Below are 26289 nucleotides of genomic sequence, written 5' to 3'. Positions count from 1 at the left end.
CGAACAGGAACTCGCCCATGCCCTCCCGCCGATCCCTCCCCTTCGCCGTCGTCGCGGGCCTCGCCGCCCTCGCCCTCGCGGGCTGCAGCGCCGACGCGCCCGCCTCCGATCCCTCCGCCGACGCCCCGGTGACGATCTCGTTCTGGCACGAGATGACCGGACCGGCCGCCACCGAGCTCGACGCCCTGGTGGCGCAGTTCAACGCCGAGCAGAACGGCCGCATCACCGTCGACTCCTCGTTCCAGGGCACCTACGCCGACGTGCAGACGAAGTACACGGCGGCCGTGCAGTCGGGTTCCACGCCCGACCTGCTGATGATGAACGACGTCGCCACGGGGTTCATGCTCGACTCCCGGCAGACCGTGCCGGTGTCGACCTTCACCGCCGGCGACTCGTCCTTCGACGTCGACAGCCTGCCGCCCGCGGTCAGCCAGTACTATTCCGACTCCGACGGCGATCTCGCCGCCATGCCCTTCGCCGTGTCGCAGCCGGTGCTCTACCTCGACCGCGCCCTCGTCGCCGCTGCCGGGCTCGACGTCTCCCACCCGCCCACCACCCTGGCCGAGGTGGCCCGGTGGGCCGAGAAGATCCACTCCGCCAGCGGTGGTTACGGCTTCACCATGAACATGTCCGACTCCTGGATGCTCGAGCAGCTCACGGCCTCGGGCGGCGAGGACTTCTGCACCCCCGACAACGGGCGCGGCTCCGATCGCGTCGACGGCATCTCGATGACCAGCCCCACCCAGCTCTCATTCCTGAGCACACTGCAGTCGCTCTTCACCGACGGAACCGCGCTCAACCCGGGCACCGACAACAGCGCCATGGTGTCGGCGTTCGCGAGCGGCAAGGTGGGCATGATGATGACCTCCACCGGCGCCTACACCGCGGCCGACCCGTCGAAGAAGGAGTCGGTGGTCGCCGCCTTCCCCACCACCTCGACGTCGCACGACGCCGGGGCGGTGATCGGCGGAAACGCCCTCTGGGTCTCCGGGGCGGGTCACACGGATGCGCAACAGCGGGCCGCGTACGAGTTCGCGTCGTTCCTGCACTCGGCCGACACGCAGGCCGCCTGGGCGAGCGCGACCGGCTACCTCGCCTCGAACACGGATGCCGCGGCGACCGCCGTCGGAACGGCCTCCCTCGCCGACCCGAACGTGGCCGCGATGTACGCCCAGCTCACCGGCACGCCGGCCGTCCAGGCCACCGCGGGCTGCCGCACCGGGGCCTTCCCCACCGTGCGGGCCACGGTCATCTCCGCCTTCGACCGGGTGGTGGAGGGCGCCGACCCGGCCTCGGCCATGGCTGACGCGGAGAGCAAGGCCGCCGACCAGATCGCGGCCTACAACTCCGCTCTCGGCTGAGCCGAGGCGGGCGGCCGGGGCTGCCCGGCCGCCCGCGCGGGCCCGGTCAGAGACTCCGGAGCTCGCCCCGCACGATCGAGTCGCCGGAGTGACCCGGGTCGCCGTCGTCGGTCTCCGCGGAGATGTCGACGAGGGCGTACTGGGCGATGTCGATGCCCGGCGGGATGTCGAACCGCCCCTCGGTGCCGTCGAGGAAGCCGATGCTGATCAGGCCCGTGCCATCCGTTCTGATCAGCCACACCTCGCGCAGCTCGGCCGCCGGCGACCCGGAGTCGGTGGCCGGGTCGACGTCGACCACCACCTGGCGCCGGCCGTCCGCATCCTGTTGCACCACCGCGCTGCCGCGGGCGTCGGGCCACGAGGGGAACGGATCCAGCTGCGCGCCGGCCACCACGATGCCCGAGGCCTGCGTGGCCGGTTGCGTGGTGGCCTGCCACCAGATGCCGGCACCGGCTCCGGCCACCAGGCCCACCACCAGGGCCGCCGCGCCGATGGGCAGCCACAGCCGTGATCGCCGCCCCGCGCGGCGGCGGGGAGCGCGGTGGGAGGATGCCGGCACCACCGCGGGCGCCCCGTCGAGCTGCAGTTCACTCCGGATGCGCGCCCACACCGCGGCCGGCGGCGGCACCAGCTCCGGGCCCTGCGCCGCGCGGCCGAGGGCCACGACACGGGTCAGTTCGGCGAGCTCCTCCGAGCACGGCACGCAGCCGGCCAGGTGGATGCGCTCGGCCTCGCTCACGGGAGCGTCGCCGAGAGCGATCATCGCGAGCGCGTCTGAGTCAATATGTGTCATCGTTCACCTCGAGACGTGTTCGGAGCCGAACCAGGCTTCGACGGATGTGACTCTTCACCGTTCCGAGCGGAAGGCCCAGGTGCTCGGCGATCTGCACGTGCGTGAGATCAGCGTAGAAGGCGAGTCTCATCACCTGCTGAGGCACTTCCTCCAGCCGGTCGAGCTCGTCGGAGAGCAGCAGTTGATCGGCCAGCACCGAGGTGTCGTCGACAGGCTCGCGTGGCCGCTCGGCCACGTGCGACTCCTCGGCGAGGCGGGATCGGGAGCGGGCCTCGAGGGTGTCGGCGATGCAGTGCCGGGTGATGCCCACGAGCCAGGCGCTCAGCCGGGCCCGGGCGGGGTCGTACCGGTCGCGGCCGCGCCAGGCGTTCACGAACACCTTCTGCGTCACGTCCTCGGCGTCGCGCGGATCGCCGAGCGACCGGAGCGCCAGGGTGTGCACGAGTGCCGACCAGCGTTCGTAGACCTCGGCCAGAGCGCTCTCGTCGTGCGCGCGGAAGGCTTCCGCCAGCGCGTCGTCGTCTCTGGTTGCCACTGTCACATCCGGTGCCTTCGTCGCCTCGAGCATACCCACCCCGCCCTCACGGCACCGGAACCGCGGTCACGATCACGTTGCTGAGGTAGTGGCCGGTGTCGTAGTCGAACTCGCCACCGCAGGTGATCAGCACCAGACGATCCTCTCCCTCGCGGGTGAACACGCTCGCCCAGTCGACGCCCGACTTGTCGGCCATCTGCACCTGCTGCACGGTGTACTGCGCCTCGCGTCCGTCTGCGGCCTGGACGGTCACCACCGTGCCCGCGGTCGCGTCGGGAAGACGGGCGAACTGGCCGAGCCCGTACTCCAGGGAGTCGACGTGGGAGGCGATCACGGTCGTCCCCTCCTCGCTCCACGGCGAGGGGCCCCACTTGTACCAGGAGGCGATGTCGGGGTCGTCGGGCAGCGCGAGCGCTCCGGCGTCGTCGACGCCCTCCGGGGCCACCGAGACGTCGATGCCGAGGTCGCCCACCTGAACGCGCACGGGCGGAACCGTGGGCGTGGGGGTGCCGAGACTCGCATCGGCGCGGGGAACGTCGGGCACGGGAACCGCGGGCGGCGTGGCGCCGGCCGCGGCATCCGGAGTCGGCGTGGGCGTCGCGGTCGCGGCCGGGCTGGACACGGGCGGAACCGGCGACGACTCGGCTCCGCCGGCGGCGCAGCCCGAGAGAAGCACGACGCAGGCTATGACGGATGCCGCGGCCGGGGCGAGTGCCCCGGCCGCGGTGCTCCCGGCGTGCCGACCGATCAGCGCGAGGCCTTCGCCAGGGCGCGACGGCGGGTGACGGCGCCGGCAGCGGCGGCGATCAGCGCGAGGACGGCCGCCCCGATCCACAGGCCGGTGGCGTCACCGGGCTGGTTGGTGGCCACCAGGCCCGCGGAACCGGCCGGAACGCCGCCCGGGGTGGAGTGCAGGCCGTCGATGGTCTGCGTGGCCAGGGCGAGGTTGCCCGCCTCGAGGCTGCCCCAGGCGTAGACGATCGTGTTCGTGCCCTCGGCCACGTTCACGTCGGCCGGGCCGATCACGGGGGTGGTGGTGCCCGTTGCGGCGACGGCCGCCGACACGGTGCCGGCCGGAAGGGTCAGCACCGACTCGGCCGGGTTCGACAGGTTCGTGATCACGGGCGCTCCACCGGCGAGCACGTCGACCGCCGGGGCGGCAGCCACGTGGCGCACCGTGAGGCGGCCCTCGCCGGCCGCGAGGGTGGCGGTGTCGTTGGTGAACAGCGTGGCCGTGGGGTCGCCCGCCGCGTTCAGGTGGGCCACGGCGGTGTAGTTGCCGCCGGCGGCCAGAGGCAGGTCGATCGGGCCGATCAGCGGTGCGCTGGCGTCGGCCGCATCCGAGGCCGTGATGGCCACCGAGTACGTGCCGGCCGGGAGCGGCAGCGGGCCGGCGAGGGTGCCGGGGGTGAAGTCGTCGAGCGTGAGCGCGTTGTTGACGTAGACGTCGACGGTGACACCGGGAACCGCGTGCAGCACCGACAGCGACGCGTCGCCGTCGGCTGCGGCGGCGGGCAGTGCTGTGCCGACGGTCACGAGGGCGCCGGCTGCGATGCCGGCGATGAGGGTCTTGCGCATGAGTACCTCCTGATGATGCTCCGGGGAGCAGCGGGAAATTGACTTACACCCCCCACTTCTCCCCGAACCGCCCGTTTGGATGCACACTCATGAACTTTTTTCGCGCCGACCTGTTCACGTCGGTGTGGGACACTCTGCTCATGGCTAAAGACGTGACCGACGAAGACACCATCCAGCAGGTCGTGGAGCGCCTGCAGGAGAAGTTCCCGAACACCCCGAAATCCGAGATCGAGCAGGCCGCCCGGGCCGAGCTCGACGAGCTCGCCGGACGCCCGGTGCGGGACTACCTCGCCATCCTGGTGGAGCGCGCCGCGAAGAAGCGGCTCAAGAAGTCGGGTGCCGAGAAGGCCTAGCCCTGCCGTCGGTGTCGAGATGGTCCGACCACGAACGCGTCGGCTCGAACCCGAGCAGCCGCCTGGCCTTCGCGATCGAGATGCCGGAGGCGTCTACCCGGTCGAGCTCCCGCAACGGGATGCTGGTGCCGTAGTACCGCTTCAGGATCTCGGCGAAGTCGTGGCCGCCGGCGTTGTCGGGCGAGGCGATGTAGAACACCTCGTGGCCCTCGAGCTCCGACTCGGCCGAGAGCACGATGGCGTCGGCGAGGTCGTCCACGTCGATGTAGCTCCAGAGGTTCGCGGTGAGCACCGAGGGGTCGCGCACCTGGGGGCCGAGGTTCAGTTCGTAGTTGTCCTCGTTGTGCACGGTGCTCGGTCGCAGCGAGATGGCGCGGATGTCGGATCTCCGCACCGCCGCATCCATCAGCTGCTCGCCGAACAGCTTCGACAGCGCATACGGATCCTGCGGCAGCAGCGGGTGCTCCTCGTCGACCGGCGCGTAGTGCGGTAGGAACGGCCGCTCGGGGAAGAAGTTGCCCACGATGCTCTCGCTGGAGACGTTCACGAAGCGCTTCACCCCGAAGCGCACGGCGGCCTCGATCATGTTGAAGGTCGACATGAGGTTGGTCTGCATCACCACGTGGGCGGGGTTGCCGGTGGGCTGCGGGATGGCGGCGATGTGCACCACCACGTCGGCACCGGCCGTCACGGCGAACGCGGAGCCGGCATCGGTGAGGTCGGCCATCTGGTAACGGCCGGGCACCACCACTCCGGCGTCGAACACGGGCCGCAGGAGGTCGACGCCGAGCACGTCGTGCCCCGCGTCGACGAGGGCCTGGGTGGCGGCCCGGCCGACCTTGCCGCGTGATCCGGTGACGACGATCTTCATGGGTTCTCCTTGCATCGGGGGTTGTCGCCGACGCGGGACGTCGGCGGACCCTCCGAACCCTCCCACGCCGCCGCGGCAACGCCAACGCCCTGGCGCGAAACGGGACGCGCCCGACTGGGGGCCCGGGCGGTAGCGTTTCCGGGGTGAGCATCGACGACAGCACTCCCGACTGGTGGAAGGGCGCGGTGGTCTATCAGATCTACCCGCGCAGCTTCCAGGACTCGAACGGCGACGGGATCGGCGACCTGCGCGGCATCCGGCAGCGGCTGGATCACCTGGAGACCCTCGGGGTCGACGTGATCTGGCTGTCGCCGGTGTACCGGTCGCCGCACGCCGACAACGGCTACGACATCAGCGACTACCAGGACATCGATCCGGCCATGGGCACCCTCGACGACTTCGACGAGCTGCTCGCCGACGTGCACCGGCGGGGCATGAAGCTCGTGATGGATCTGGTGGTGAACCACACCTCCGACGAGCATCCGTGGTTCGTCGAATCGCGCTCGAGCGTGTCGAACCCCAAGCGCGACTGGTACTGGTGGCGGCCCGCCCGCGAGGGCCACGAACCCGGAACCCCCGGCGCCGAGCCCACCAACTGGGAGTCGTTCTTCTCGGGGCCCACCTGGGAGTACGACGCCGCCACGGGCGAGTACTACCTGCACCTGTTCGACCGCAAGCAGCCCGACCTGAACTGGGAGAACCCCGAGGTGCGCGAGGCCGTCCACTCCATGATGCGGTGGTGGCTCGACCGCGGCGTCGACGGCTTCCGGATGGACGTGATCAACCTCATCTCCAAGAACCTCGCCCTGCCCGACGGCGAGGTGGCGCCCGGGGCACGGCACGGCGACGGCACCCCGCACTACACCGGCGGCCCGCGGCTGCACGAGTTCCTGCAGGCGATGCACCGCGAGGTGTTCGACGGGCGGCCGGGGCTCATCACGGTGGGCGAGACCCCGGGAGTCACCATCGAGGAGGCCGTGCTCTTCACCGACCCGGCGCGGCGCGAGGTCGACATGGTGTTCCAGTTCGAGCACGTGGGGCTCGATCACGGCCCGCTCGGCAAGTTCGGTGCGCGCCGCCTCGAACCGGGCGAGCTCGCGGCGAACCTCACCCGCTGGCAGCAGGCCCTCGCCGACGTGGGCTGGAACAGCCTCTATCTCGCCAACCACGACCAGGCCCGATCGGTGTCGCGCTTCGGCGACGACGGGGAGCACTGGCGGGCCTCGGCCACGGCGCTCGCCACCATGCTGCACCTGCAGCGCGGCACGCCCTACGTGTACCAGGGCGAGGAGATCGGCATGACCAATGCGCCGTTCGCGAGCATCGACGACCACCGCGACGTGGAGTCGCTGAACTGGTACGCCGAGGCGACGGAGTCCGGCGTGAGTGCCGAGCAGGCCCTTCGCGGCCTGGCCTCGATGAGCCGCGACAACGCCCGCACTCCGGTGCAGTGGGACGCCACGCCCTCGGCCGGCTTCACCACCGGCACGCCCTGGATCGCGGTCAACCCCCGCAACGACCGCATCTCGGTGGCGGCTCAGGATGGCGACGAGCACTCCGTGCTCGCGCACTACCGCGCGCTCATCCGTCTGCGTCACGAGCTGCCCGTCATCGCCCGTGGCGACTTCGAGCGGCTCGACGTGGGCGACGACGCGATCTTCGCGTTCGAACGATCGCTCGGCGACGAGCACCTGCTGGTGCTGGCGAACCTGTCGTCCACGCCGCGCAGCCCGCGGTTCGGCGACGCGCGGGCAGCGGACTGGGAGGGCACTCCCCTGCTGCTCGGCAACCTCAGGCAGGCGGCGTCGGCGGCCGACGATCTCGCCCCGTGGGAGGCGAACGTCTTCCACCGGTAGACGCGACGGACACGGAAGGGCGGGCCATCCGATCGGATGACCCGCCCTTCGTCGCCTGACCCCGCGCTACGGTGCCTGTCGGCGGCGCCGCGCGATCAGGAACGTCGCCGCTCCGGCACCCAGCACGAGCAGCGCGATCCCCGCGATCAGCGCGGCCTGGCTGCCGGTGATCGCGAGCCCGTCGCCCGAGGAGCCACCGGCCTGGTCGGAGCCCGGCTGACCCGGTCCGGGTTCACCCGTGCCCGGCCCGCCACCCGTGCCGGGGCCTCCACCCGTACCGGGGCCGCCGCCCGTACCGGGGCCGCCCGTCCCCGGATCAACCACGGTCACCCCGAACACCGACGCCAGCAGCGTCACCGCGGTGACGGCGTCGCCGCTCAGCAACTCGTGCTCGGCGTCGGCCGTGACGGCCTCCGACCGGTCGCCCGTGACATCGGTGCCCGCCACCATCGCGTCCTGCGCCAGGTCTCGGATGACCGAGACCAGCTCGTCGGCGGCAGCGAGGGTCGGCGCGTCGACCCCGGCGAGGCTCTCGGCCGTGGCGTCCGTCGCCGTTGAAGCGTCGCCCTGGGCGGCTCCCGTGAGCGCCGCCGCGGCCTCCGCCCCGCGCTGGGCGGCCGATGCCCGCGCCTCGTCGGAGTCGATCACGGCTCCCGCCGCATCCCACACCGGAGCCGCCACGAAGGCGTCAACCGCGGTGCGCGCCGAACCCTCGGGCAGCGCCGCCGACAGCGCCTCCAGCCGCGCCTTCGGGGCATCCGTGCGCTCGCCCCAACCGTAGGCGAACGCGGGCTGGTACGCCTCGTCACCGACGTTGATCGGCACCTGGGCGGCGTCGGCCGGCCAGGTCAGGGGCAGCCGGCCGGTGAACGGGATGTCGCCGAACAGCGTGTCGGCCACTCCGGCGCCCTCGCTGCCGGGGAGGAACGAGGCCACGAGACCCGAGATCTCCGGCAGCTGGTCGGTGACGATCTGCGACCGGCCCGACACCACCAGCACCACGCACTCCATCGCTCCGCACACGGTGTCGATGGTGGCGCGGTCGGCGTCGGTGAGCGAGAGGCTGTGCCCGTTGTTGCCGACGTCGCCCTGACCCTCCGCGTACGGGGTCTCCCCCACCACCACCACGCCGACGTCGCTGCCCGTCATGGGAGCCGAGGCGTCTTTCGAGTAGGTGATCGTCGCATCCGGAGCCACCTGCTTCATGCCGTTCAGGATGCTGGTTCCCGTCGTGGCGGTGGGGCCGGAGCCGCCCTGCCAGGAGATCGTCCAGCCGCCCATCTGGTTGCCCAGGTCGTCGGCGTTCGATCCGGCCACGTACACCGAGGCGTCCTTCGCCAGCGGCAGCACGCCGTCGTTCTTCAGCAGCACCTGCGACTCGGCGGCGGCCTGGCGCGCATCCGCCCGGTGGGCCTGGCCGCCGAAGCGGTCGGCCGCGCTGCGATCGGCGAAGGGCTGCTCGAACAGGCCGAGCTCGAACTTCTGCGTCAGGATGCGCTCCACCGCGTCGTCGACCCGGCTCTGCGGGATCGTGCCGCCCGTGGTCACCGCGGTCTCGACCGCCGTGATGAAGGCGTCGAAGTTGTACGGCGCCATCGCCATGTCGAGTCCCGAGTTCACCGAGCGAACCACCTTCTCGGCGTAGGTACCGCCCGGCAGCTTGTCGATGCCCTCCCAGTCGCTGATCAGGAAGCCGTCGAAACCGAGCTCGCCCTTCAGCAGGTCGGTGTTCAGTGCCGTGTTCTCGTGCATCCGCACGTCACCGGTTCCGGCGATGTCGACTCCCGAGTAGGAGGGCATGATGCTGCCCACCCCGGCCTCGATGGCGGGCAGGTACGGGTCGACGTGCGTGCGGCGGAAGTCCTCGAGCGACGGCGACACCGTGAGCCCCTGGTCGATCGGATACCCGTTGCCGGCCTTCGTGGGGTCATAGCCCGTGCCGCCGTCGCCCACCCAGTGCTTCGCCGTGGCGAGCACCTCGTCGGTGGCCGACTTGTCGCCGGCGCCGTCACCCTGCAGGCCCACGATGCTCGGAGCGGAGAACGATTCGACCAGGGCCGGGTCCTCGCCGAACGACTCGTAGGTGCGGCCCCACCGCTCATCGCGGCTGACGCACAGACACGGCGCGAAGGCCCAGTTCACGCCGGTGGTCTTGGTCTCCACCGCCGTGTCCTCGGCGAGCTGCTGCACGAGGGCCGGATCGCGGGTGGCGCCGAGCCCGATGTTGTGCGGGAAGATCGTGGCGTCGATCACGTTGCTGTGGCCGTGCACGGCGTCGGCGCCGTAGAGCAGCGGGATCTGGAGCGAGGTCGACAGCGCCTGCTCCTGGAATCCGTCGATCATGTCGGCCCAGGCCTCTGGGGTGTTCTCGGCCGGGGTCGAGCCACCTCCCGAGAGGATCGAGCCGAGCCCCAGATCGGCGATCTGGCCGGGTGAGGTGAGACCGAGCCGCTCGGCCTGGGCCATCTGGCCCACCTTCTCGGCCAGGCTCATCCGGCTCATCAGATCGTCGACCCTGGCGGCGGTGGGCAGCGACGGGTCGAGGTAGGGCAGACCATGGGCGTTCACCACCACGCGAGGGTCGGCGGCCGGCAGCTGGGCGCCCTGCGCGTCGAGCACCACGGGGATGCTCCGGGCCTGGTCACCGGCCGACGCCGCAGCCAGGGCGGTGACGTCGAAGGTCTGCGTCGAACCCGACACGGTGCCCGCCGCGAAGGTGAGGGTGCCGCCGAACGACGCCACATGGGTGCCGATCTCAGCGGTCCCGGTACCCGGCGCGTAGGTCACCTGCACCGCATCGGTGAGCGGGTCGCCGTTCGAGGTGGTGAGGGTCACCCCCACCGGCGCGGTCTCGCCCGGGTTCAGCAGGTACACGTCCTTCGAGGTGGTGACCGTGAGGTTCGCCGCCTGCTCGGGGGTGCCGTAGAGCTGCACGTCGTCGACGGCCCAGTTCGTGCGCGTGGGCTTGCCGGGCGCGAACGTGATGGCGAAGCCCCAGGCGCTCGTCAGGTCGAGGGAGCCGTTCTGGGTCTCGGCGCTGCCGGGCTGGTAGCCGCCGATCGAGAAGGCGCTGAACGGCAGCTCCACCAGCTTCCAGCGACTCGTCGAGCTGCCCCAGTTGTCTTTGAAGGTGGCCGCCCAGAGCTCGGAGTGCTCGCCGTCGGGGCCACCGTCTTTGAGCTCGACCTTGATGTCGTCGCCCGCCGTGGGCGAGGCGGGGTTCGAGGCCTGGGAGGCGTACCACCAGAACCGCAGGCCCTGGTAGCTGCTCCAGTCCTGTGACGACGCGAGGTTGTCGCTGAATCCCGCGTAGCCGCCCGAGGGGATGAGGTAGCTGCCCGAGAGCACGCGGTTGTCCGGTACGTCGCCCCGCTGCTGCGCAGTCACCTCCATGCTCGCGAGACCCTCGTCGGAGCCCCAGGTGAAGAAGCCCACCGGGTTCGTCGACGTGCCGATCGGCATCTCGCCCTGGAAGTCCTCGAGGGTGGTGGCCCGTTCGAAGGTGGAGAAGTCGTCGAACGACCAGGTGCCGGCGCCGAGTCCGGTGAGGGTGACGGCGAATCCGGTGGAGGCCGACGGGAGGAAGCGGGCCGGGCTCGAGTGGTCGTTCTTCAGGCGCAGGTCGGTGAAGAGCACGCGCACCTCGCGCCAGCCGGTGCTGTCGTCGACGAGGCTCTGGTCGAACAGCTGGCCGCCCGACTTGACCTCGTAGCCGAGCGTCTTGCCGCTGCCGGTGCCGAGGAACCAGAAGCTGAAGCCGTCGGAGGCCGACCAGTCCTGGGCGGCCGTGTCGTTGGTGAAGCCGAACCAGTCGGCTGCCGAGGGCGTTCCGCCCACGGTCGCCACGAGCACGTGGTTGTCGACCGCCGCGCCCGGGATGCCGTCGTCGACGGCCGTCGTGAGCACCGGTTTCACGGAGTCGGCGCTGGCCCAGGTGGAGTAGTCGGAGGGCACTCCGGCCTCGAAGTCCTGCAGCACCGTGCGGGCGCCGTCGTTCGGGAGCTCGCCGGTCGGGCGGACGGTGACGACGGCGGTGCTGCGCGGGCCGATGACGATGCCGTCCGAGGGCTCGGAGAGGCTCAGCATGAAGGTGCGCTCGGGGGTGAGCGCTCCCTGCGAGACGGTGGGCACGGTGACGGCCGCCGAGGTCTGGCCCGCCGGAACGGTGATCACCTGGTCGACGGCGGTGTAGTCGGTTCCCGCGGTGGCGGAACCGTCGGTGCTGGTGACCCGCACCGACTGGTCGGCATCCGAGGGGCTGTTCAGCGTCACGTTCAGCTCGGCGTCGCCTCCGGCGCCGACGGAGACGGCCTGCGCCTCGAACCCGGCGGTGGGCACGGCCACCGAGCCGTGCACGGCGAGGGTGTAGACCGAGTAGCCGTAGTAGTGCAGAACGGGCGCCTCCCACGTGGCGGCCGCGCGCTCGAGCATCGCCAGCCGCACGTAGCGGGCGTCGACCGGGGCGTCGAACACCACCTGCTCGGTGCCGCCGACTCCCGCGGTCTCGCTCGCGGCGGTGCTCCAGCTGGCGGGGTCGTCGGGGTTCGAGGTGGCGACCTGCACGTCGTAGGCCACGGCGTAGGCGGCCTCCCAGGTGATCTCCACGTCGGTGACGGTGGCCGTGGAGCCGAGGTCGGTGGTGAGCGACGCCGTGAAGGTGGTGTCGGAGTCGGGACCGTTGCCGCTCGCCCACCGCGTGGCCGCATTGCCGTCGGTGGCGTTCGAGGCGGGGAAGCTGCCGTCCTGGTCGTTCTGCGAGGCCGAGGCGGTGGTGGTGCCCGCGCGCGCGAGGTCGGGGGCGGCCGCGTTCGCCGTCTGGCCGGCCACGAGGCCCGCTCCCAGCAGGGCGACGGAGAGCCCGGCCGCGAGAAGCCCTCGCAGAGGTCGGCGTCGGGATGTTCGGGCGGCGAGCCTCTGGCCGGGTGCGGGCACTGTCACTCCTTCATGACGAACCGTTCTGATTCGAACGGAACGTCAAGTACAGCCCGCGAATTTGTCCGGCGGAAGGACGAAAGCGCGGTCGTCGCCGGGCGGATGTCGCCGGAGGCCCACGCCGCGGAGAGCGCCCGATCGATGATGCCCACGAGCTCCGACCGCTCGCCGAGCACCGCGGCCCGCACGTCGACCCGCGAGGCGCCCGCATCCGGCCCGGCCGTCCCTCCCCCGTCGGCGGCCTCACCCCCCGGCAGGTACCGCTCGAACGCCTCCCGTACTCCGTCGACCAGGGCGGCCGAGCCCCCGAAGGTGCCGCCGAGGATGACCGTCTCCGCATCGATGAAGGCGCACAGCTGCGCGATGGCGCGCCCCACCCGCAGCCCCGCCAGACGGTGGTCGGGAAGACTCTCGGCCACCACGGTCTCGAGGCAGCCGCGCCGGCCGCAGCGGCAGAGCGCTCCCCCGGGCACCACCTGGATGTGCCCCATCTCGCCGCCGGTCCCCCGAGCACCCGACAGCAGCATCCCGTCGACCACGAGGCCGGCCCCGATGCCGTGACCGAGTTTCACGTAGAGGAGGTTGTCGAGCGTGCCGTCGGCACGGGCCGGATGGGCGCGGTGCCCGTGCACCCGTTCGCCCCAGGCCCCGAAGTTCGCGTCGTTGTCGGCCACGAGGGGGCCGGAGATGCCGGGGGGCCGCGCCCGAGCGGCCTCGGCGTGCTGCCAGCCGGCCAGAGCGGCCGGGGCCCGCACCGTTCCGGTGGCCTTCATCACCGGGAACGGCAGCGACACCCCGAACGCCTTCACCTCGGCGGCCACCGCCCCCGCCTCGCGGAGCGACTCGGCCGTCATCGCGTGCACGCGGCGGAACGTCGGCGCCGACCCCTCGTCGACCGGGAACGGGATGCGGCGCTCGGCCAGCACGCCCCCGTGCAGGTCGCAGGTGGCCACGGTGAGATGCCGGTGCCCGATGTCGGCGGCCACCACGACACCGCGCTGGGGCGCCAGCTCGAGCACCGAGGTGGGGCGGCCCCGGCGCGCGCGGAGCGCTCCGGGGGCATCGGTCGGTAGCGGGTCGACGCGCCGTTCCACCACGATCCCCTGGGCGATCAGCTCGGCGACGCCCTGCGCCACCACGCTCCGCGACAGCCCGGTGTGCTCGGCGATGGCCTTCCGCGTGGTGCGGCCCGCGCGCCGGATGAACTCCAGATGGTCGCCGTGCCCCGGCCCACCCGCTGCTGCTGTCACCGCGCATCCCCCTCGATGGCCGACCTCGTGCACCCGGCGTCGCCTCTGACGTCGGGGGCATCGCCGCCCCCGAACAGGGCACGCGACATCTCTCATTGAAACACACCCAGCGGCCCCGCAGACTGGCGGGATGAGCTCCGTATCCGGCGACGACGCCGTGTCCTCCTCCGTGCGCCCCCACGACGCCCTGGCGGCCGTGTTCGACGGCGATTCGCTCCTCGACGACGAGCAGCGCGGGTGGGCGATCCGGGCGCGCGCCTTCGCGCGTGACCGCATCCTGCCCACCGTCGACGACGACTTCGAGAACCATCGGTTCCGTGCCGAACTCGTGACCGAGCTGGGCGAGCAAGGATTTCTCGGCATGCATCTCTCCGGTCACGGCTGCGCCGGTGCCGACGCGGTGTCGTACGGCGCCGTCTGTCTCGAGCTCGAAGCGGCCGACAGCGGATGGCGCACCCTGGTCTCGGTGCAGGGATCGCTGGCCATGACGGCGATCGACCGGTTCGGCTCCGAGGAGCAGAAGAGTGCATGGCTGCCCCCGATGGCCCGGGGTGCGGTGCTCGGCTGTTTCGCGCTCACCGAGCCCGAGGGCGGCAGCGACCCGGCCGCGATGACCACCCGGGCCGTCAGGTCGGGCGGCGACTGGGTGATCGACGGGGTGAAGCGCTGGATCGGGCTCGCCAGCGTGGCCGGCGTGGCCGTGGTGTGGGCGCAGACCGATGAGGGCGTGCGCGGCTTCCTGGTGCCGACCGATACACCCGGCTTCCGCGCGACGCCCATCGCCGGGAAGCTCGCGATGCGCACCTCGGTCCAGTGCGACGTGGTGCTCGACGGCGTGCGGGTTCCCGAGGCGGCGCGGCTGCCGGACGCCCGCGGACTCGGTGCGCCGTTCACCTGCCTGAACGAGGCGCGGTTCGGCATCGTCTGGGGTGTGATGGGGGCGGCCCGCAGCTGTCTGGTGGCGGCGCTCGGGCGGTCACTCGACCGCGAGGTGTTCGGCGGCCCGATCGGGCGGTTCCAGCTCACCCAGGGCAAGCTCGCCGACATGCTGCTGGAGTACGAGAAAGGTCTGCTGCTCGCCCTGCATCTCGGCCGGCTCAAGGCGGCGGGCACCCTCACGCCGGCGCAGATCAGCGTGGGCAAGCTCAACAACGTGCGGGAGGCCATCGCCGTCGCGAGCCTCGCGCGCTCGGTGCTGGGTGGCGACGGCATCACCTCGGCCTTCCCGGTGATGCGCCACCTCGCCAACCTCGAGGCGGTGCGCACCTACGAGGGCACCGACGAGATCCACGCCCTCGTGATCGGCCGGGCGCTCACGGGCCTCGCGGCCTTCGGCTGAGCCGCGGCCGCGGCCGCGCCCGCAGCCGCCGCCCCGGGCCTGCGTGGCCTCGGCCGACGCTCAGCCCCGCGCGTTGACGGCGGCCACCGCGGAGTCGTAGCGCCCCTCCACCTCGGCGAAGCGCAGGAACCGCACCGTGTCGACGAGGATCTCGGTGGCGTCGGGCTGCGCCTGGATGAGCGCCATCACCTCGTCGGCGAAGGCGTCGAGCGGCATGAAGTGCTCGTTCACGGAGTTGCCCGCCATCAGCTCGGTCTGCACCGCGGGCGGCACGAGTTCGAGCACCCGCACCGAGGTGCCGGCGAGCTGCAGTCGGATCGACTCCGAGTACTGGTGCACGAAGGCCTTCGTGCCGTTGTAGGTGGGCGTCGCGGCCAGCGGGGTGTGGGCGAGGCCCGACGAGACCGTCATGAGCGTCGCATCCGGTCGCGACTGCAGGTGCTCGATGAAGGCCGACACCAGCCGCAGCGGCCCGAGGATGTTGGTGTCGACGATGCGCTCGGCGGTGGTCAGGAAGCCGGGGTCGGTCACCTGCTCGGCCTCCATCACGCCGGCCATCGCGATCACCACGTTCAGCTCGGGGTGGCGGGCGAGCACCTCGTCGCGGGCGGCGAGAACGGATGCGGCGTCGGTGGTGTCGATGGTCACCGCGTCGAAGCCGTGCTCGGCCACGAGGCGGTCGAGCAGGTCGGTGCGGCGGCCGCCGATCACGACGGTGTTGCCGGCGGCCTGGAACCGCTCGGCGAGGGCGAGTCCGATGCCCGAGGTGGCGCCGGGGATGAAGATGGTGTTTCCGGTGAGGTTCATGGCTCCAGTGTCGGCCGCACCGGGCGCCGGTGGCAGAGCGCCGTCATCCGGGGACCGCCGATCCCTGTCTGACGGCGGCCGGATGGCGGAGGATGGCAGCATGGACCGTTCCGAGCTCGCCGCCTTCCTCCGCTCCCGTCGCGAGGGTCTGCAGCCCTCCGACGTCGGGCTGCCGGCGGGCGCCCGCCGGCGGGTGGGCGGCCTCCGCCGCGACGAGGTGGCCGCGCTCACCGGCATGTCGACCGACTACTACACCCGCCTCGAGCAGTCTCGCGGCCCCCAGCCCTCTGAGCAGATGCTGTCGGCGCTCGCCCGCGCGTTGCGGCTCTCGAGCGACGAGCGCGACTACCTCTACCGCCTCGCCGGCCACAACGCGCCCGCGCGCAGCCCGCTCGACTCCCACGTGGCGCCCGCGCTGATGCGCGTGCTCGACCGGCTCGACGCGACACCGGCGCTCATCCTGTCGAGTCTCGGCGAGACACTGGCCCAGAACCGGCTCGGCGCAGCGCTGCTCGGTGAGCACTCCGGCTACCGGGGCATGCGGCGAAGCAGCGTCTACCGCTGGTTCACCGACCCGCACGAGCGCTCGATCTACCCCGTCGCCGACCAGGCGAGGCAGAGCCGGGCGCAGGTGGCGAGCCTCCGCGCCGCGTACGGTGCGGCCGGGGCGCAGTCGCGGGCCGGCATCCTGCTGCGGGAGCTCGAACGCGTGAGCCCCGAGTTCACGGAGGTGTGGGAGCTGCACGACGTGGCCACCCGGTTCAGCGACCACAAGACCCTGCTGCACCCCGAGGTGGGCGCGATCGAGCTCGACTGCCAGGCGCTGTTCACCGAGGACCAGAGCCAGACGCTGCTCGTGCTGACCCCCGAACCGCACTCCGAGTCGGCCCGCAAGATCGAGCTGCTCGCCGTGCTCGGCCAGCAGACCTTCAGCGCGGAGGAACTGCCCGGCTGAGCCGGCCGTCGCGGCGTGCGGCGGGTTGCACACGTGGTACGGAGGTTTGCTCGGTAGCGTCGATCTCGACATTTCCCGAACTCTCTGTGAGGTGGAACATGTACGACTTCGGAACCTGGGTGCTGATCATCGTGGTGGCGGCCGTGGTGGTCTCGATCGTGGTCTTCTCCGTGATCGTGGGGGCCAAGCGGCGGCGGATGGCGCACGAGTTGCGGGAGCGCAGTCTGGGTGACGCGGCCCGGTCGGCCGACGGCCGGGTCGAGGGCGCGATCGACGAGGGCACGCACGATGCGGTGCCCGACAACGCGCTCGGCGACCGCAGCGACATCCTGCACCGCTCGCGACGCGGGTTCTGACGGCTCGCCGCGCGGGCGGCGGATAGTGGATGGCGGGTGACCCCAGCAGAGCCACCCGCCTCGGGGCGTGACAGCCCTAACCTGAGGGCGTCCACGTTCGTGCCCGCTCCGAAGGGATCGCTGTGTCGCCGAAGCCGGTGCCGTCCAGCCCTGCCGACTCCCCCTCGCCGAAGTCCGCCACCGCACGCTCCTCGGCCGGTGCCGCCGCGTCGGCCTGGGCGCCGATGGCGATCACCGCCTTCCGGGTGCTCTGGTTCGCCCAGCTCGGCAGCAACATCGGCTCCTGGATGCAGACCGTCGGCGCCCAGTGGTACCTCGTCGAGGCCGCCGCCGGAGCCACCGTGATCGCCCTGGTGCAGACGGCGAGTCTCGCACCCGCGATGCTGTTCTCGCTGCCGGCCGGGGTGCTGGCCGACTCGCTCGACCGGCGCAAGCTCCTCATCTGGGGTTCGGCCGCGAGCGCGCTGATCGCCGTGGCACTCACCGCCGTCGCCGCCCTCGGCTCGCTCACGCCCCTCACGATCCTCGCCTTCACCTTCCTGCTCGGCATCACGTCGACGTTGACGTCTCCGGCCTGGCAGGCCATCCAGCCCGAGCTGGTGCCTCGCGAGCTCATCGGAGCGTCGTCGGCCCTCGGCGGGGTGACGGTGAACGGGGCCCGCGCCGTCGGGCCGGCACTGGCCGGGGTGCTGCTGTCGTTCGCCGGGGCGCCCGTGGTGTTCGGCATCAACGCGCTCAGCTTCGTGGGCGCGGTCGCCGCACTGTGGTGGTGGAAGCGTCCGCCGCAGGCCGGGCTCGACGATCGCGAGCCGTTCGGGCCCGCACTCCGAGCCGGGGTGCGCTATGTGGCGTCGGCACGGCTCGTGCGCCGCATCCTGCTGCGGTCGGCACTGTTCGCCCTGCCCGCGAGTGCTCTCTGGGCCCTGCTGCCCGTCACCGCCACCCGCCTCGGTCTCGACTCGAGCGGCTACGGCCTGCTGCTCGGGGCGATCGGCGCCGGAGCGGTGCTCGGCATCGTCGTGCTGCCCGTGGCCCGCAAGCGTGTCTCCGACAACGTGGTGCTGGCGGCGAGTGCGGTGCTGTTCGCGGTGGGCACGCTCGCGGCGGCATTCCTCCCCTTCGCCCTCACCCTCGTGCTCCTCGTGCTCGCGGGGGTGGCCTGGATCGGCACCCTCACGGTGCTCAACGCCGCCCTGCAGCTCACCCTGCCGCAGTGGGTGCGCTCGCGCGGCGCCTCGATCTACATCCTGGTGTTCATGGGCACGATGGCGATCGGCTCGTTCGGCTGGGGCGTCGTGGCGCAGCTGGTGCACACCCCCGCGGCGCTCGCGGCAGCCGCCGTGCTGCTCGGGGTGGTGGCCGTGAGTGTGAAACCGTTGCCTCTCCTGGCCGGCACGGGCACCGTCGACCGGTCGATCTCGTCGACGTGGGCCACGCCCACCCTCGTGTTCGAGCCCGATCCCACGGATGGCCCGGTGCTCGTGCAGATCACCTACACCGTGCCGCCGGCATCCCTCGCCCGGTTCCGTGAGGCCATGCGGCAGGTGGAGGGATCGCGCCGGCGCACGGGAGGCTCGCGGTGGGGCCTGTACCGCAGCGGCGAGCGGCAGCACGAGGTGCTCGAGTCGTTCTTCGTACCCTCGTGGGGCGAGTTCCGGCGCCAGGAGACCCAGCGGCTCACCGGCCGTGACCGCGAGATCCGGGCGGCGGCCCTGGCCCACACCGACGGCGCGCCGGTGGAGCGGCACTACTTCTCCTGCGACCACCTCTCGTCCGACCCCGGCACCCCGGGCCCCGACGCGTCGCGCCCCGGCGCGCGCTGACCCGCGGGCGGGTCCGCCCTAGGCCTGATGGAGGGTGGGAGGTGCGCGCCATTCGCTCATTCATCACACGGCGTCGGCTTGTTCGTCCTTCTCAAGTGCCCGGCGCACGGTGGAGGCTCCGACGCCGTGAGCGGCACCGATTGCCTCCCACGTTGCCCGAGAGGGGTCAGAGCGCAATTGGAGTTCGTCGGCGAGACGTACTTCGATCAGCGGCACGTCGCCGTGCATGCATTCCAGAAGGGCGACCTTTCGTACCTCTACCGACCGCTACTCGACGACGACACCCGGTACAACATCGCTCGCCCACTTAGCCATCACTCCGCGATCGCTGGCTGCACGCGTTGCACGAAGGTCTTCGCTTCCGTGAGGTCATCCGGGCGAATACGACCCAGCACCCGCTCAGTCGTCGAAGACGTTCCAGCAGAGGGCGCTCCTCCGGCGCTGGTCGTCGAGCACGAGGTCGCGCACCTCGGCCGGGATGATCGCCCGCTGCCACGCCCGCTCGGCGGCGCGCGCGGCGTCGGCCCGGTCGGCCGCCACGGATGCCCCCACCGCCCTGATGGCGTAGGCCGCGGCCCCCAGGTCGTGCGCCGCCACGTGCGCCACCGCCACCGCCTGCCCTGCCGCCAGCGCGGCGAACCGGGCGGCATCCGGCAACCCACGCCCGGCGGCGTTGGCCTGGAAGGCCGCCCGGTGCGCCGTGGCCATGGGCACCTCACCGCGCGCCCAGGCGCGGGCGATGGCTAGGGCATCCCGAGGCCGGGGGTCGACGGCACCGGTGGCCGTGCCGGCCGGTGCACCGGCTGCCGTGGCGCCCGCCTCCCGCTCGAACAGGGGCAGCACGTGCTCCGCGCAGGCGATCGACCAGGCCATCAGCGCGCGGTGGTCGTCGTCGCTCAGCGTGCCGCCCCGGCGCAGGGTGACGAGCCGGGGGTCACGCTCTTTCGGCAGGATCGGCACGCCCTATTCGTACCACCGCATCCGGGCCCGGTCGAGGCCGCTGGCGTCGATGCGCTACGTTAATGAGAACCGTTCTCATCAAGAGGCGCAGACCGAACCGAGGACGTCATGACCACCACCGCGCCGCTGGGCCCCGCGGTCGCCGGCATCCGGCGGGCGCGCCGTCGTGGGGCCGCCGTGGTGCTGGTTCTCGTCGTCGTGCTCGCCGCGACCGCCGTGACCGCCGTCGCCATCGGGCCGGTGCCGATCGACCCGGGCACCGTCGGCTCGGTGCTCGCTCACCGCCTCCTGCTCGCCCCCGCCGGCGACTGGAGCGACTCGGTCGAGCAGATCGTCTGGGCCACCCGCGCGCCCCGGGTGGCCATGGCCGTGGTCGCGGGCGCCGTGCTGGCGGCGGCGGGGGCGATGCTGCAAGCGCTGGTGCGCAACCCGCTCGCCGACCCGTACCTGCTCGGCATCAACTCGGGCGCCTCCACGGGGGTGGCCGTCGTCGTGCTCGCGGTGGGTGGCGGGGGCGCCCTGCTGTTCTCGGGCGCGGCCCTCGCAGGAGCGATCGGCGCCGTGCTGCTGGTGCTGCTGCTGGCCGGCGCCTCGAGCCGGCGCGGACCGTTCCGTCTCGTGCTCGCCGGCCTCGCGGTGGGCTACGCCCTCAATGCGGTCACGAGCTTCCTCGTCTTCTCCAGCGACTCCCCCGAGGCGGCCCGGTCGGTACTGTTCTGGCTCCTCGGCTCCCTCGCCGCGGTGCAGCCCGCCTCGCTCGCCGCAGCAGCCCTCGCGGGTGCCGTCGGGCTCACGGCGCTCATCCTGATCGCCCCGCTGACGGATGCGCTCGCCTCCGGCGACGACTCCGCACGCTCAGCGGGCATCGATCCCGAGCGCACCAGGCTCGCCCTCATGGTGGGCGTCTCGGCGATGGTGGGCGTCACCGTGGCAGCAGTGGGCGGAGTGGGATTCATCGGGCTCGTGGTTCCCCACCTCGCGCGACGGCTCGTGGGCGGCCGGCACCGGCTCGTGCTGCCCGTGTCCGCCCTGCTCGGCGCGATGCTCCTGGTGGCCGCCGACACCGTGGCCCGCACCGCCCTCGCTCCGCAGGAGATCCCGGTGGGCGTGATCACCGGCATCCTCGGAGCGCCGTTCCTGCTCCTGCTGCTGCGCGCCTCCGGCCGCACCGACTAGACCCGAACCCCCACCCGACCCGAAAGGCCGACACACCCATGACCCCACCCCGCCCTGCCCGCCTCGCGATCTCCGTCGCCCTCACGCTCGCGGCCGCCACGGCCCTCGCCGCCTGTTCGGCCGCACCGGCCGGCGCACCCGGCCAGGCGGGCGACCCGCCCGCATCCGGAGCGGCCGTCTCGGTGACGAACTGCGGCACCGAGGTGTCGCTGGATCACCCCGCGCAGCGCATCGTGCTCGTGAACACCGACGCCCTCGCGAACCTCGAGGCCCTCGACGCGGTCGACCGGGTGGTGGCGCTCACCTCGCTGCCCGAGCCGGGCCTCTACGACGACTCCACCTACAGCACCCTCGACGGCCTCGGCCTGCTGTCCACCGAGAAGAACTCGACGGGCGGGTCGATCGTGTCCGAGGAGAGCATCCTCGGGGCCGAGCCCGATCTGGTCATCGCCCCCGAGAACGCCGTCGACCGGTCGGCCCTGGCCGCAGCCGGCATCGCGGTCTACTCACCGAGCGCCTACTGCACCTCGCCCGGCCCCGAGCTGAGCGGGCGCGCCACCTTCGACCGGGTGTGGAGCGAGGTGCGCACCCTCGGTGCCCTCCTCGGCGAGAGCGGGCGAGCCGACGATGCGATCGCCGCGGCCTCCGCCGGCCTCGATTCGAGCGCGCCCGACGCCGGAACCGCCGCCGCGCTCTACGTCTCCTCCGGCGGCTCGGTGCTCTCGCCCTACGGGGGCCCGAGCATGGTGACGCCCGTGTTCGAGGCGGCCGGTCTCCGCAACGTCTACGCCGACTCCGAACAGCGGGTGTTCGACGCCAACGTCGAAGACATCGTCTCGCGCGACCCCGCCACCATCGTGCTGCTCTACTCCAGCGGCGACCCGCAGGCCACGATCGACTCCTTCCTGAGCGCCCCAGGCGTCGACGCGCTCTCCGCGGTGCGGTCGGGCCGCGTGCTGGCGCTGCCGTTCGCCTTCACCGACCCGCCGAGCATGCTCTCGGTGCGCGGCCCGGCCGAGCTCGCCGAGCGACTGGCCGCACTGGCGTGATCGAGGCCTCGCGGCTCACCGTGCGCACCGGCGGGCGGGTGCTGCTCGACGACGTCTCCTTCACCGCTCCGTCGGGCTGGGTGACGGGCATCGTGGGGCCCAACGGCAGCGGCAAGACCACGCTGCTCCGGGCCCTGGTGCGCGCGATCCGGCCCACGGATGGGCGGGTGAGCATCGACGGTCACGATCTGCAGCGCCGGTCGCGCCGGTGGATCGCCCGCCGCGTGGCCGAGGTGGGGCAGCGCACCGACCCCGACCCGGCGCTCCGCGTGGTCGACGAGGTGGGTCTCGGCGGACTCGCGGCGCACGGCGTGCTCCGCTCGGGGGCCGCAACGTTCGACGAGGAGGTGGCGGCAGCGATCGACGCCGTCGGCCTCACGCCGCGCGCGGGCGACCGGGTCGCCACCCTCTCGGGCGGCGAGCTGCAGCGGGTGGCGATCGCCCGGGCCATCGCGCAGGGCGCCGGACATGTGCTGCTCGACGAGCCCACGAACCACCTCGACCTGCGCGCCCGGCTGGAGGTGGTGCGGCTGCTTCGCCGCGTCGCCCCCACGGTCGTGGTGGTGCTGCACGACCTCGACCTCGCCTCGGAGGTGTGCGACCACGTGGTGATGCTCGACCGCGGTCGCGTCGCCGGGTGGGGCACCCCGCGGGCGCTCCTCACCCCCTGGCTGATCGACCGCGTCTACGACGTGAGCACCCGCGTCTCCGCCTCCGCCGACGGGCAGACGCACTTCTCGTTCGCGCTGCCGGCACCAGTGACCCAGCCCGCCCCAGCGACCCAGCCCGCCCCACCGCCCCGAAAGGCCGCACCATGACCGACCACCCCAGCACCGCGCTCGTCGACCCGAACCCCTCGCCGGAGACCCTCACCCCGACGATCGTCGCCGGCGCTCGAGCCCTCGCCGACCGATGGGATGCGCAGCAGACCGGCTACATCCGGCATCGCGCCGCGCGTTTCGACACCATCGCGCGCGTCGTCGCAGGGGTCTGCGCCGGCGTCGCCGAGCCGCGCATCCTCGACCTGGCCGGCGGCACCGGCTCCCTCGCCCTGAGAGTGCTGCGGGAGATCCCGCACGCCCGCGCCGTGGTGGCCGACAAAGACCCGGTGCTGCTGGCCATCGCCGCCGACCTGTCCGACCCACGCCTGGCGACCGCCGCCGTCGATCTCGCCCACCGCGACTGGGCCGCGCATCCGCTGATCGCCGACGGCCCGTTCGACGCCGTGGTGTCCTCGACCGCCCTGCACTGGTTGCAGCCCGGCGTGCTCGCCGACGTGTACCGCCGGCTGCCCGCGCTGCTGCGCCCGGGCGGGATCGTGCTGAACGGCGACCACCTCGCCTACAGCTCCCACCACGAGAGCGTGCTCGCCCGCATCGCCCGCGACGACGACGCCACCGTGCAGCGCGAGACCTTCGCCGGCGGCGCCGACACCTGGGACCAGTGGTGGCAGGCGGTGGCCGAGACCCCGCGATACGCGTCGGCACTCGAGCGCCGGAGGGCGGTGTGGGGCCCAGAACTGCACGTGGCGCCGCCCCTGGTCACCCTGGGCTACCACCTCGAATGCCTGCGCAGCGCGGGGTTCGCCGAGACCGGCACCGTCTGGCAGTACCTCGACGACCACGTGCTCTACGGGGTGACCGCCACGGACTGAGAGACGCTACCGCGGCTCGACCGTCGCGCCGTCCGCGGCGACCCGCTCCCGTACCGCCCGGGTGTCCAGCGGCCGGGAATAGTGGAACCCCTGCACCACGTCGCAGCCGAGCTCGCCGAGCAGCGCCTGCTGCTCGGCGGTCTCCACCCCCTCCGCCACCACGCCGATGCCCATCGCCGCGGCGAGCCGGATGCAGCTCTCCACGATGGCCGTGTCATCCGCCGAATCCGCGAGCCCGCTCACGAAGCTGCGGTCGATCTTGAGCTCGTCGATCGGAAAGTCCTTGAGGTACGCGAATCCCGCGTGCCCGGTGCCGAAGTCGTCGATCGAGAGCCGCACTCCGAGCTCGTGCAACCGGGCCAGATTGGTGGCCGCGGCCACGGGGTCGGTGATGAGCCCGGTCTCGGTGATCTCGAGGGTGAGCAGCGACGGTTCCAATCCGCTCGCGGCCAGCAGCTCGGCGATGGAGCCCGCGAACTGGGCGTCGCCGAACTGGCGGGCCGAGATGTTCACCGCCATGCGCACCGGGCGGCTGCCAGGGGCGTCGTTGAGCTCCGCGCACAGCAGGATGGCGGTGCGGCAGGCCCAGCTGCCGAGCTGGCTGATCAGACCCGACTTCTCGGCCACGCCGATGAAGCCCGCCGGGGAGATCTCGCCGCGCTCGGGGTGGCTCCATCGGATGAGCGCTTCGAAGCCGTGCAGCCCACCGGTCGCGAGGTCGAGCTGGGGTTGGTACTCGAGCCGCAGTTCGTCACCGGCCAGCGCCGATCGGATCTCGCCGAGCAGCCGCAGCTCGTCGATCGCCCGGTCGTCCTCGGCCGTACCGGCGATGTACGGCTTCCACCGATTGCGGCCGGCGGCCTTGGCCTCGTGCATCGCCGTGGCGGCGTTGCGCAGCAGGCTCTCGGCATCGGTGCCCGGAAAGCCGGCCCGGGGATCGCCGGACCACACCTCGACGGCACCCAGGCTCGCCGTCACCACCACCTCCAGATCGGCCACCACCATCGGCCGCGCCACCGCCCGCACGATCTCGTCGGCGAAGCCCTCGATGCCGGCCTCGCCGCCGCGGGCCACGGCGAACTCGTCGTCGCCCACCCGCGCGATCGACACCTGCTCACCCAGCTGCTCCCGCAGGCGTTGCGCCACCGTTCGCAGAACCTCGTCGCCGGCGTCGCCGCCGAGACTCTCGTTCACCACCCGGAAGTGGTCGAGACCGAGCATCCCGAGCCACACCTCGCCCACGGCCGGGCGGGCCTCCAAGATGCCGCGCACCTCGCTCAGCAGGCCGGCCCGGTTGAGCAGGCCGGTGAGAGAGTCTTCGGCTGCCGCCTGCTCGAGGGTCAGTTCGGCGTCGAGGCGTCGCGCATCGGAGAGCTCCGCGCGGTGCACGGCGCCGATCAGCGCCGCCTCCTCGATCGAGCGCTCTCGCCTGGGGCCGATCGCATATGCGGTGATCGGCGGCGTGCTCTCGATCCGCGACGCGGCCAGCCAGGCGGCGAGAGGCACGCGCTGGTGATCGAAGACCGTCAGGGCCACATCCCGCACCCGGCCGGCCAGCCCCAGCAGCGGGGCCACCCGGGTGGCGAACAGGATGCGGTCGCCCACCGGGATGAGCCGGAGCAACGATGTGCCCACCAGCTCCTCGCGGCGGCGGCCCGTCCAGGCGAGGAACGCGTCGTTCACCTGCAGGATGACGTCGCCCTCGCCGGTGACGACCGAGCCCACCGGGGCGCCCCGGAACAGCGCGGCGTAGTCGAAGGCGTCGTCGCTCACGCCGCGCCGAGGTAGTCGAGGATGGCCAGCGCGGTCTCCTCCGGTGCACTCACCTGCGGAACATGGCCGGTGGCCCGGAGCACGACGACCCGGCTGTGCGCGAGATGCTCGTGCAGGTACTCGCCCACGGAGGCGGGTGCGAGGGCGTCGTCGGAGCACTGCAGGATGAGGCTCGGAACCGTCACGCCCGACAGCTGTGCGCGCACGTCCGAGAGGAAGGTCACGCGCGCGAAGGTGCGCATGACGCCGGGGTCGACCCGGCAGAACGAGCGCTCGAGCTCGTCCACGAGCACCGGGTGCTCGGTGTTCGCCATCACCACCGGGGCCATCGCCGCCGCCCACGCCAGGTGGTTGTCGTCGAGCGAGTCGAGCAGATCGGAGACGTCGTCGGCCGAGAGCCCGCCCACGTAGTCGTCGGCAGCGTCGTCGATGTACGAGGGCGAGGGCGCCACGAGCACGAGGCGACTGAACAGCTCGGGGCGGTCGATCGAGGCCAGCAGGGCCATGGCCGAACCGACGCTGTGCGCGATCACCGTCACGTCGTGGAGCGCGAGGGCGTCGCAGATCTCCACCAGGTCTCGGGCATAGCGCTCGAGGCCGCTGTAGTCGACCGGGTCGTAGGAATCGAGCGTGGAGCCGCCCGAACCCACGTGATCGAACAGCACGAGCCGGTAGTCGTCGACGAAGAACGGCAGGATGCGGCTGAACATGTCCTGATCGCAGCCGAATCCGTGCGCGAACAACAGCACGGGCCCGTCCTCCGGGCCCTGCATCGTCACGTTGTTACGGGTCGTGACCGTTTCGGCGGCTGAGGGAACAGCGCCCTCGTCTGGCACATTTCCCAGCATCTCATACAAAATCATCAATC

Annotated in this window: 22 protein-coding genes; 11 read left to right on the top strand and 11 right to left on the bottom strand. The window is 72.2% G+C overall.

Annotation, left to right across the window (positions count from 1 at the left end; all coding sequences use genetic code 11):
- Positions 1-17 precede the first annotated feature (17 nt).
- Entirely contained in the window at positions 18-1361 is a 1344-nt protein-coding gene (locus ACEXOR_RS11705) for an ABC transporter substrate-binding protein (protein ID WP_374849816.1), read from the top strand.
- 46 nt (positions 1362-1407) lie between these two features.
- On the opposite strand, the gene ACEXOR_RS11700 is transcribed toward ACEXOR_RS11705, so the two are convergent.
- The 4 genes from ACEXOR_RS11700 to ACEXOR_RS11685 all read right to left on the bottom strand — a co-directional run bounded on the left by ACEXOR_RS11700 (position 1408) and on the right by ACEXOR_RS11685 (position 4267).
- Entirely contained in the window at positions 1408-2154 is a 747-nt protein-coding gene (locus ACEXOR_RS11700; protein WP_374849815.1) for an anti-sigma factor, read from the bottom strand.
- Positions 2141-2722 carry a sigma-70 family RNA polymerase sigma factor gene (locus tag ACEXOR_RS11695; RefSeq protein ID WP_374849814.1) on the bottom strand — a complete coding sequence of 194 codons (582 nt, stop codon included), beginning with the start codon at positions 2720-2722 and terminating at the stop codon, positions 2141-2143. The genes ACEXOR_RS11700 and ACEXOR_RS11695 overlap by 14 nt, the downstream gene beginning before the upstream one ends.
- 13 nt (positions 2723-2735) lie before the next feature.
- Complete coding sequence (locus tag ACEXOR_RS11690) at positions 2736-3365, bottom strand: class F sortase (protein WP_374849813.1); 630 nt, start codon at positions 3363-3365, stop codon at positions 2736-2738.
- Positions 3366-3436: 71 nt separating this feature from the next.
- Positions 3437-4267, bottom strand: a complete 831-nt coding sequence (locus ACEXOR_RS11685; RefSeq protein ID WP_374849812.1) for a DUF4397 domain-containing protein — start codon at positions 4265-4267, stop codon at positions 3437-3439.
- A gap of 89 nt (positions 4268-4356) precedes the next feature.
- Here ACEXOR_RS11685 and ACEXOR_RS11680 point away from each other — a divergent pair, with 89 nt between their 5' ends.
- A complete protein-coding gene (locus ACEXOR_RS11680) occupies positions 4357-4620 on the top strand; it encodes a three-helix bundle dimerization domain-containing protein (protein ID WP_374849811.1) in 264 nt (87 codons plus the stop codon).
- On the opposite strand, the gene ACEXOR_RS11675 is transcribed toward ACEXOR_RS11680, so the two are convergent.
- Complete coding sequence (locus ACEXOR_RS11675; RefSeq protein ID WP_374849810.1) at positions 4592-5491, bottom strand: NAD-dependent epimerase/dehydratase family protein; 900 nt, start codon at positions 5489-5491, stop codon at positions 4592-4594. The genes ACEXOR_RS11680 and ACEXOR_RS11675 overlap by 29 nt on opposite strands.
- A gap of 143 nt (positions 5492-5634) precedes the next feature.
- On the opposite strand from ACEXOR_RS11675, the gene ACEXOR_RS11670 reads away from it, so the two are divergent.
- Entirely contained in the window at positions 5635-7347 is a 1713-nt protein-coding gene (locus tag ACEXOR_RS11670) for an alpha-glucosidase (RefSeq protein ID WP_374849809.1), read from the top strand.
- A 66-nt stretch (positions 7348-7413) separates the two neighbouring features.
- Here the strand turns inward: ACEXOR_RS11670 and ACEXOR_RS11665 are convergent, their stop codons facing one another.
- A complete protein-coding gene (locus ACEXOR_RS11665; protein ID WP_374849808.1) occupies positions 7414-12279 on the bottom strand; it encodes a glycoside hydrolase family 3 N-terminal domain-containing protein in 4866 nt (1621 codons plus the stop codon).
- 2 nt (positions 12280-12281) lie between these two features.
- Positions 12282-13529: an ROK family transcriptional regulator gene (locus ACEXOR_RS11660; protein WP_374849807.1), complete on the bottom strand. Its 1248-nt coding sequence runs from the start codon at positions 13527-13529 to the stop codon at positions 12282-12284.
- A gap of 130 nt (positions 13530-13659) precedes the next feature.
- Between ACEXOR_RS11660 and ACEXOR_RS11655 the strand changes: the two genes are divergently transcribed.
- The gene (locus tag ACEXOR_RS11655) at positions 13660-14868 is read left to right on the top strand and encodes an acyl-CoA dehydrogenase family protein (RefSeq protein WP_374849806.1); all 1209 of its coding nucleotides are present in this window, start codon (positions 13660-13662) and stop codon (positions 14866-14868) included.
- 60 nt (positions 14869-14928) lie between these two features.
- On the opposite strand, the gene ACEXOR_RS11650 is transcribed toward ACEXOR_RS11655, so the two are convergent.
- On the bottom strand, positions 14929-15675 hold the full coding sequence (locus ACEXOR_RS11650; RefSeq protein WP_374849805.1) for an SDR family oxidoreductase: 747 nt from the start codon (positions 15673-15675) through the stop codon (positions 14929-14931).
- Between the two features lie 100 nt (positions 15676-15775).
- Between ACEXOR_RS11650 and ACEXOR_RS11645 the strand changes: the two genes are divergently transcribed.
- The 3 genes from ACEXOR_RS11645 (at position 15776) to ACEXOR_RS11635 (ending at position 18809) form a co-directional block, all read left to right on the top strand.
- Positions 15776-16630 (top strand): helix-turn-helix transcriptional regulator, encoded by an 855-nt coding sequence (locus ACEXOR_RS11645; RefSeq protein WP_374849804.1) that lies wholly within the window; start codon positions 15776-15778, stop codon positions 16628-16630.
- Positions 16631-16728: 98 nt separating this feature from the next.
- Positions 16729-16986: a hypothetical protein gene (locus ACEXOR_RS11640; RefSeq protein WP_374849803.1), complete on the top strand. Its 258-nt coding sequence runs from the start codon at positions 16729-16731 to the stop codon at positions 16984-16986.
- A gap of 122 nt (positions 16987-17108) precedes the next feature.
- Entirely contained in the window at positions 17109-18809 is a 1701-nt protein-coding gene (locus ACEXOR_RS11635; RefSeq protein WP_374849802.1) for an MFS transporter, read from the top strand.
- A 399-nt stretch (positions 18810-19208) separates the two neighbouring features.
- On the opposite strand, the gene ACEXOR_RS11630 is transcribed toward ACEXOR_RS11635, so the two are convergent.
- Entirely contained in the window at positions 19209-19769 is a 561-nt protein-coding gene (locus ACEXOR_RS11630) for a putative immunity protein (protein ID WP_374849801.1), read from the bottom strand.
- Positions 19770-19877: 108 nt separating this feature from the next.
- On the opposite strand from ACEXOR_RS11630, the gene ACEXOR_RS11625 reads away from it, so the two are divergent.
- Genes ACEXOR_RS11625 through ACEXOR_RS11610 form a run of 4 tightly spaced genes read left to right on the top strand, consistent with a single transcriptional unit; the run spans position 19878 to position 23648 of the window.
- Entirely contained in the window at positions 19878-20945 is a 1068-nt protein-coding gene (locus ACEXOR_RS11625) for a FecCD family ABC transporter permease (RefSeq protein WP_374849799.1), read from the top strand.
- A gap of 38 nt (positions 20946-20983) precedes the next feature.
- Complete coding sequence (locus tag ACEXOR_RS11620; RefSeq protein ID WP_374849798.1) at positions 20984-21994, top strand: ABC transporter substrate-binding protein; 1011 nt, start codon at positions 20984-20986, stop codon at positions 21992-21994.
- The gene (locus ACEXOR_RS11615; RefSeq protein ID WP_374849797.1) at positions 21991-22812 is read left to right on the top strand and encodes an ABC transporter ATP-binding protein; all 822 of its coding nucleotides are present in this window, start codon (positions 21991-21993) and stop codon (positions 22810-22812) included. The genes ACEXOR_RS11620 and ACEXOR_RS11615 overlap by 4 nt, the downstream gene beginning before the upstream one ends.
- Positions 22809-23648 carry a class I SAM-dependent methyltransferase gene (locus ACEXOR_RS11610; RefSeq protein WP_374849796.1) on the top strand — a complete coding sequence of 280 codons (840 nt, stop codon included), beginning with the start codon at positions 22809-22811 and terminating at the stop codon, positions 23646-23648. The genes ACEXOR_RS11615 and ACEXOR_RS11610 overlap by 4 nt, the downstream gene beginning before the upstream one ends.
- Positions 23649-23654: 6 nt before the next feature.
- Here ACEXOR_RS11610 and ACEXOR_RS11605 read toward each other — a convergent pair whose 3' ends face one another.
- Together ACEXOR_RS11605 and ACEXOR_RS11600 are read right to left on the bottom strand one after the other, a co-directional pair.
- The gene (locus tag ACEXOR_RS11605) at positions 23655-25421 is read right to left on the bottom strand and encodes a putative bifunctional diguanylate cyclase/phosphodiesterase (protein WP_374849794.1); all 1767 of its coding nucleotides are present in this window, start codon (positions 25419-25421) and stop codon (positions 23655-23657) included.
- Positions 25418-26194: an alpha/beta fold hydrolase gene (locus ACEXOR_RS11600; RefSeq protein WP_374849793.1), complete on the bottom strand. Its 777-nt coding sequence runs from the start codon at positions 26192-26194 to the stop codon at positions 25418-25420. Before ACEXOR_RS11600 ends, ACEXOR_RS11605 begins: the two co-directional genes overlap by 4 nt.
- Between the last annotated feature and the right edge of the window lie 95 nt (positions 26195-26289).

The organism is Herbiconiux liangxiaofengii (assembly GCF_041927335.1).
Taxonomy (GTDB): Bacteria; Actinomycetota; Actinomycetes; order Actinomycetales; family Microbacteriaceae; genus Herbiconiux; species Herbiconiux liangxiaofengii.
The sequence above is the reverse complement of the archived record's forward strand: the minus strand, read 5'-3'. Positions and strand labels throughout refer to the sequence as shown.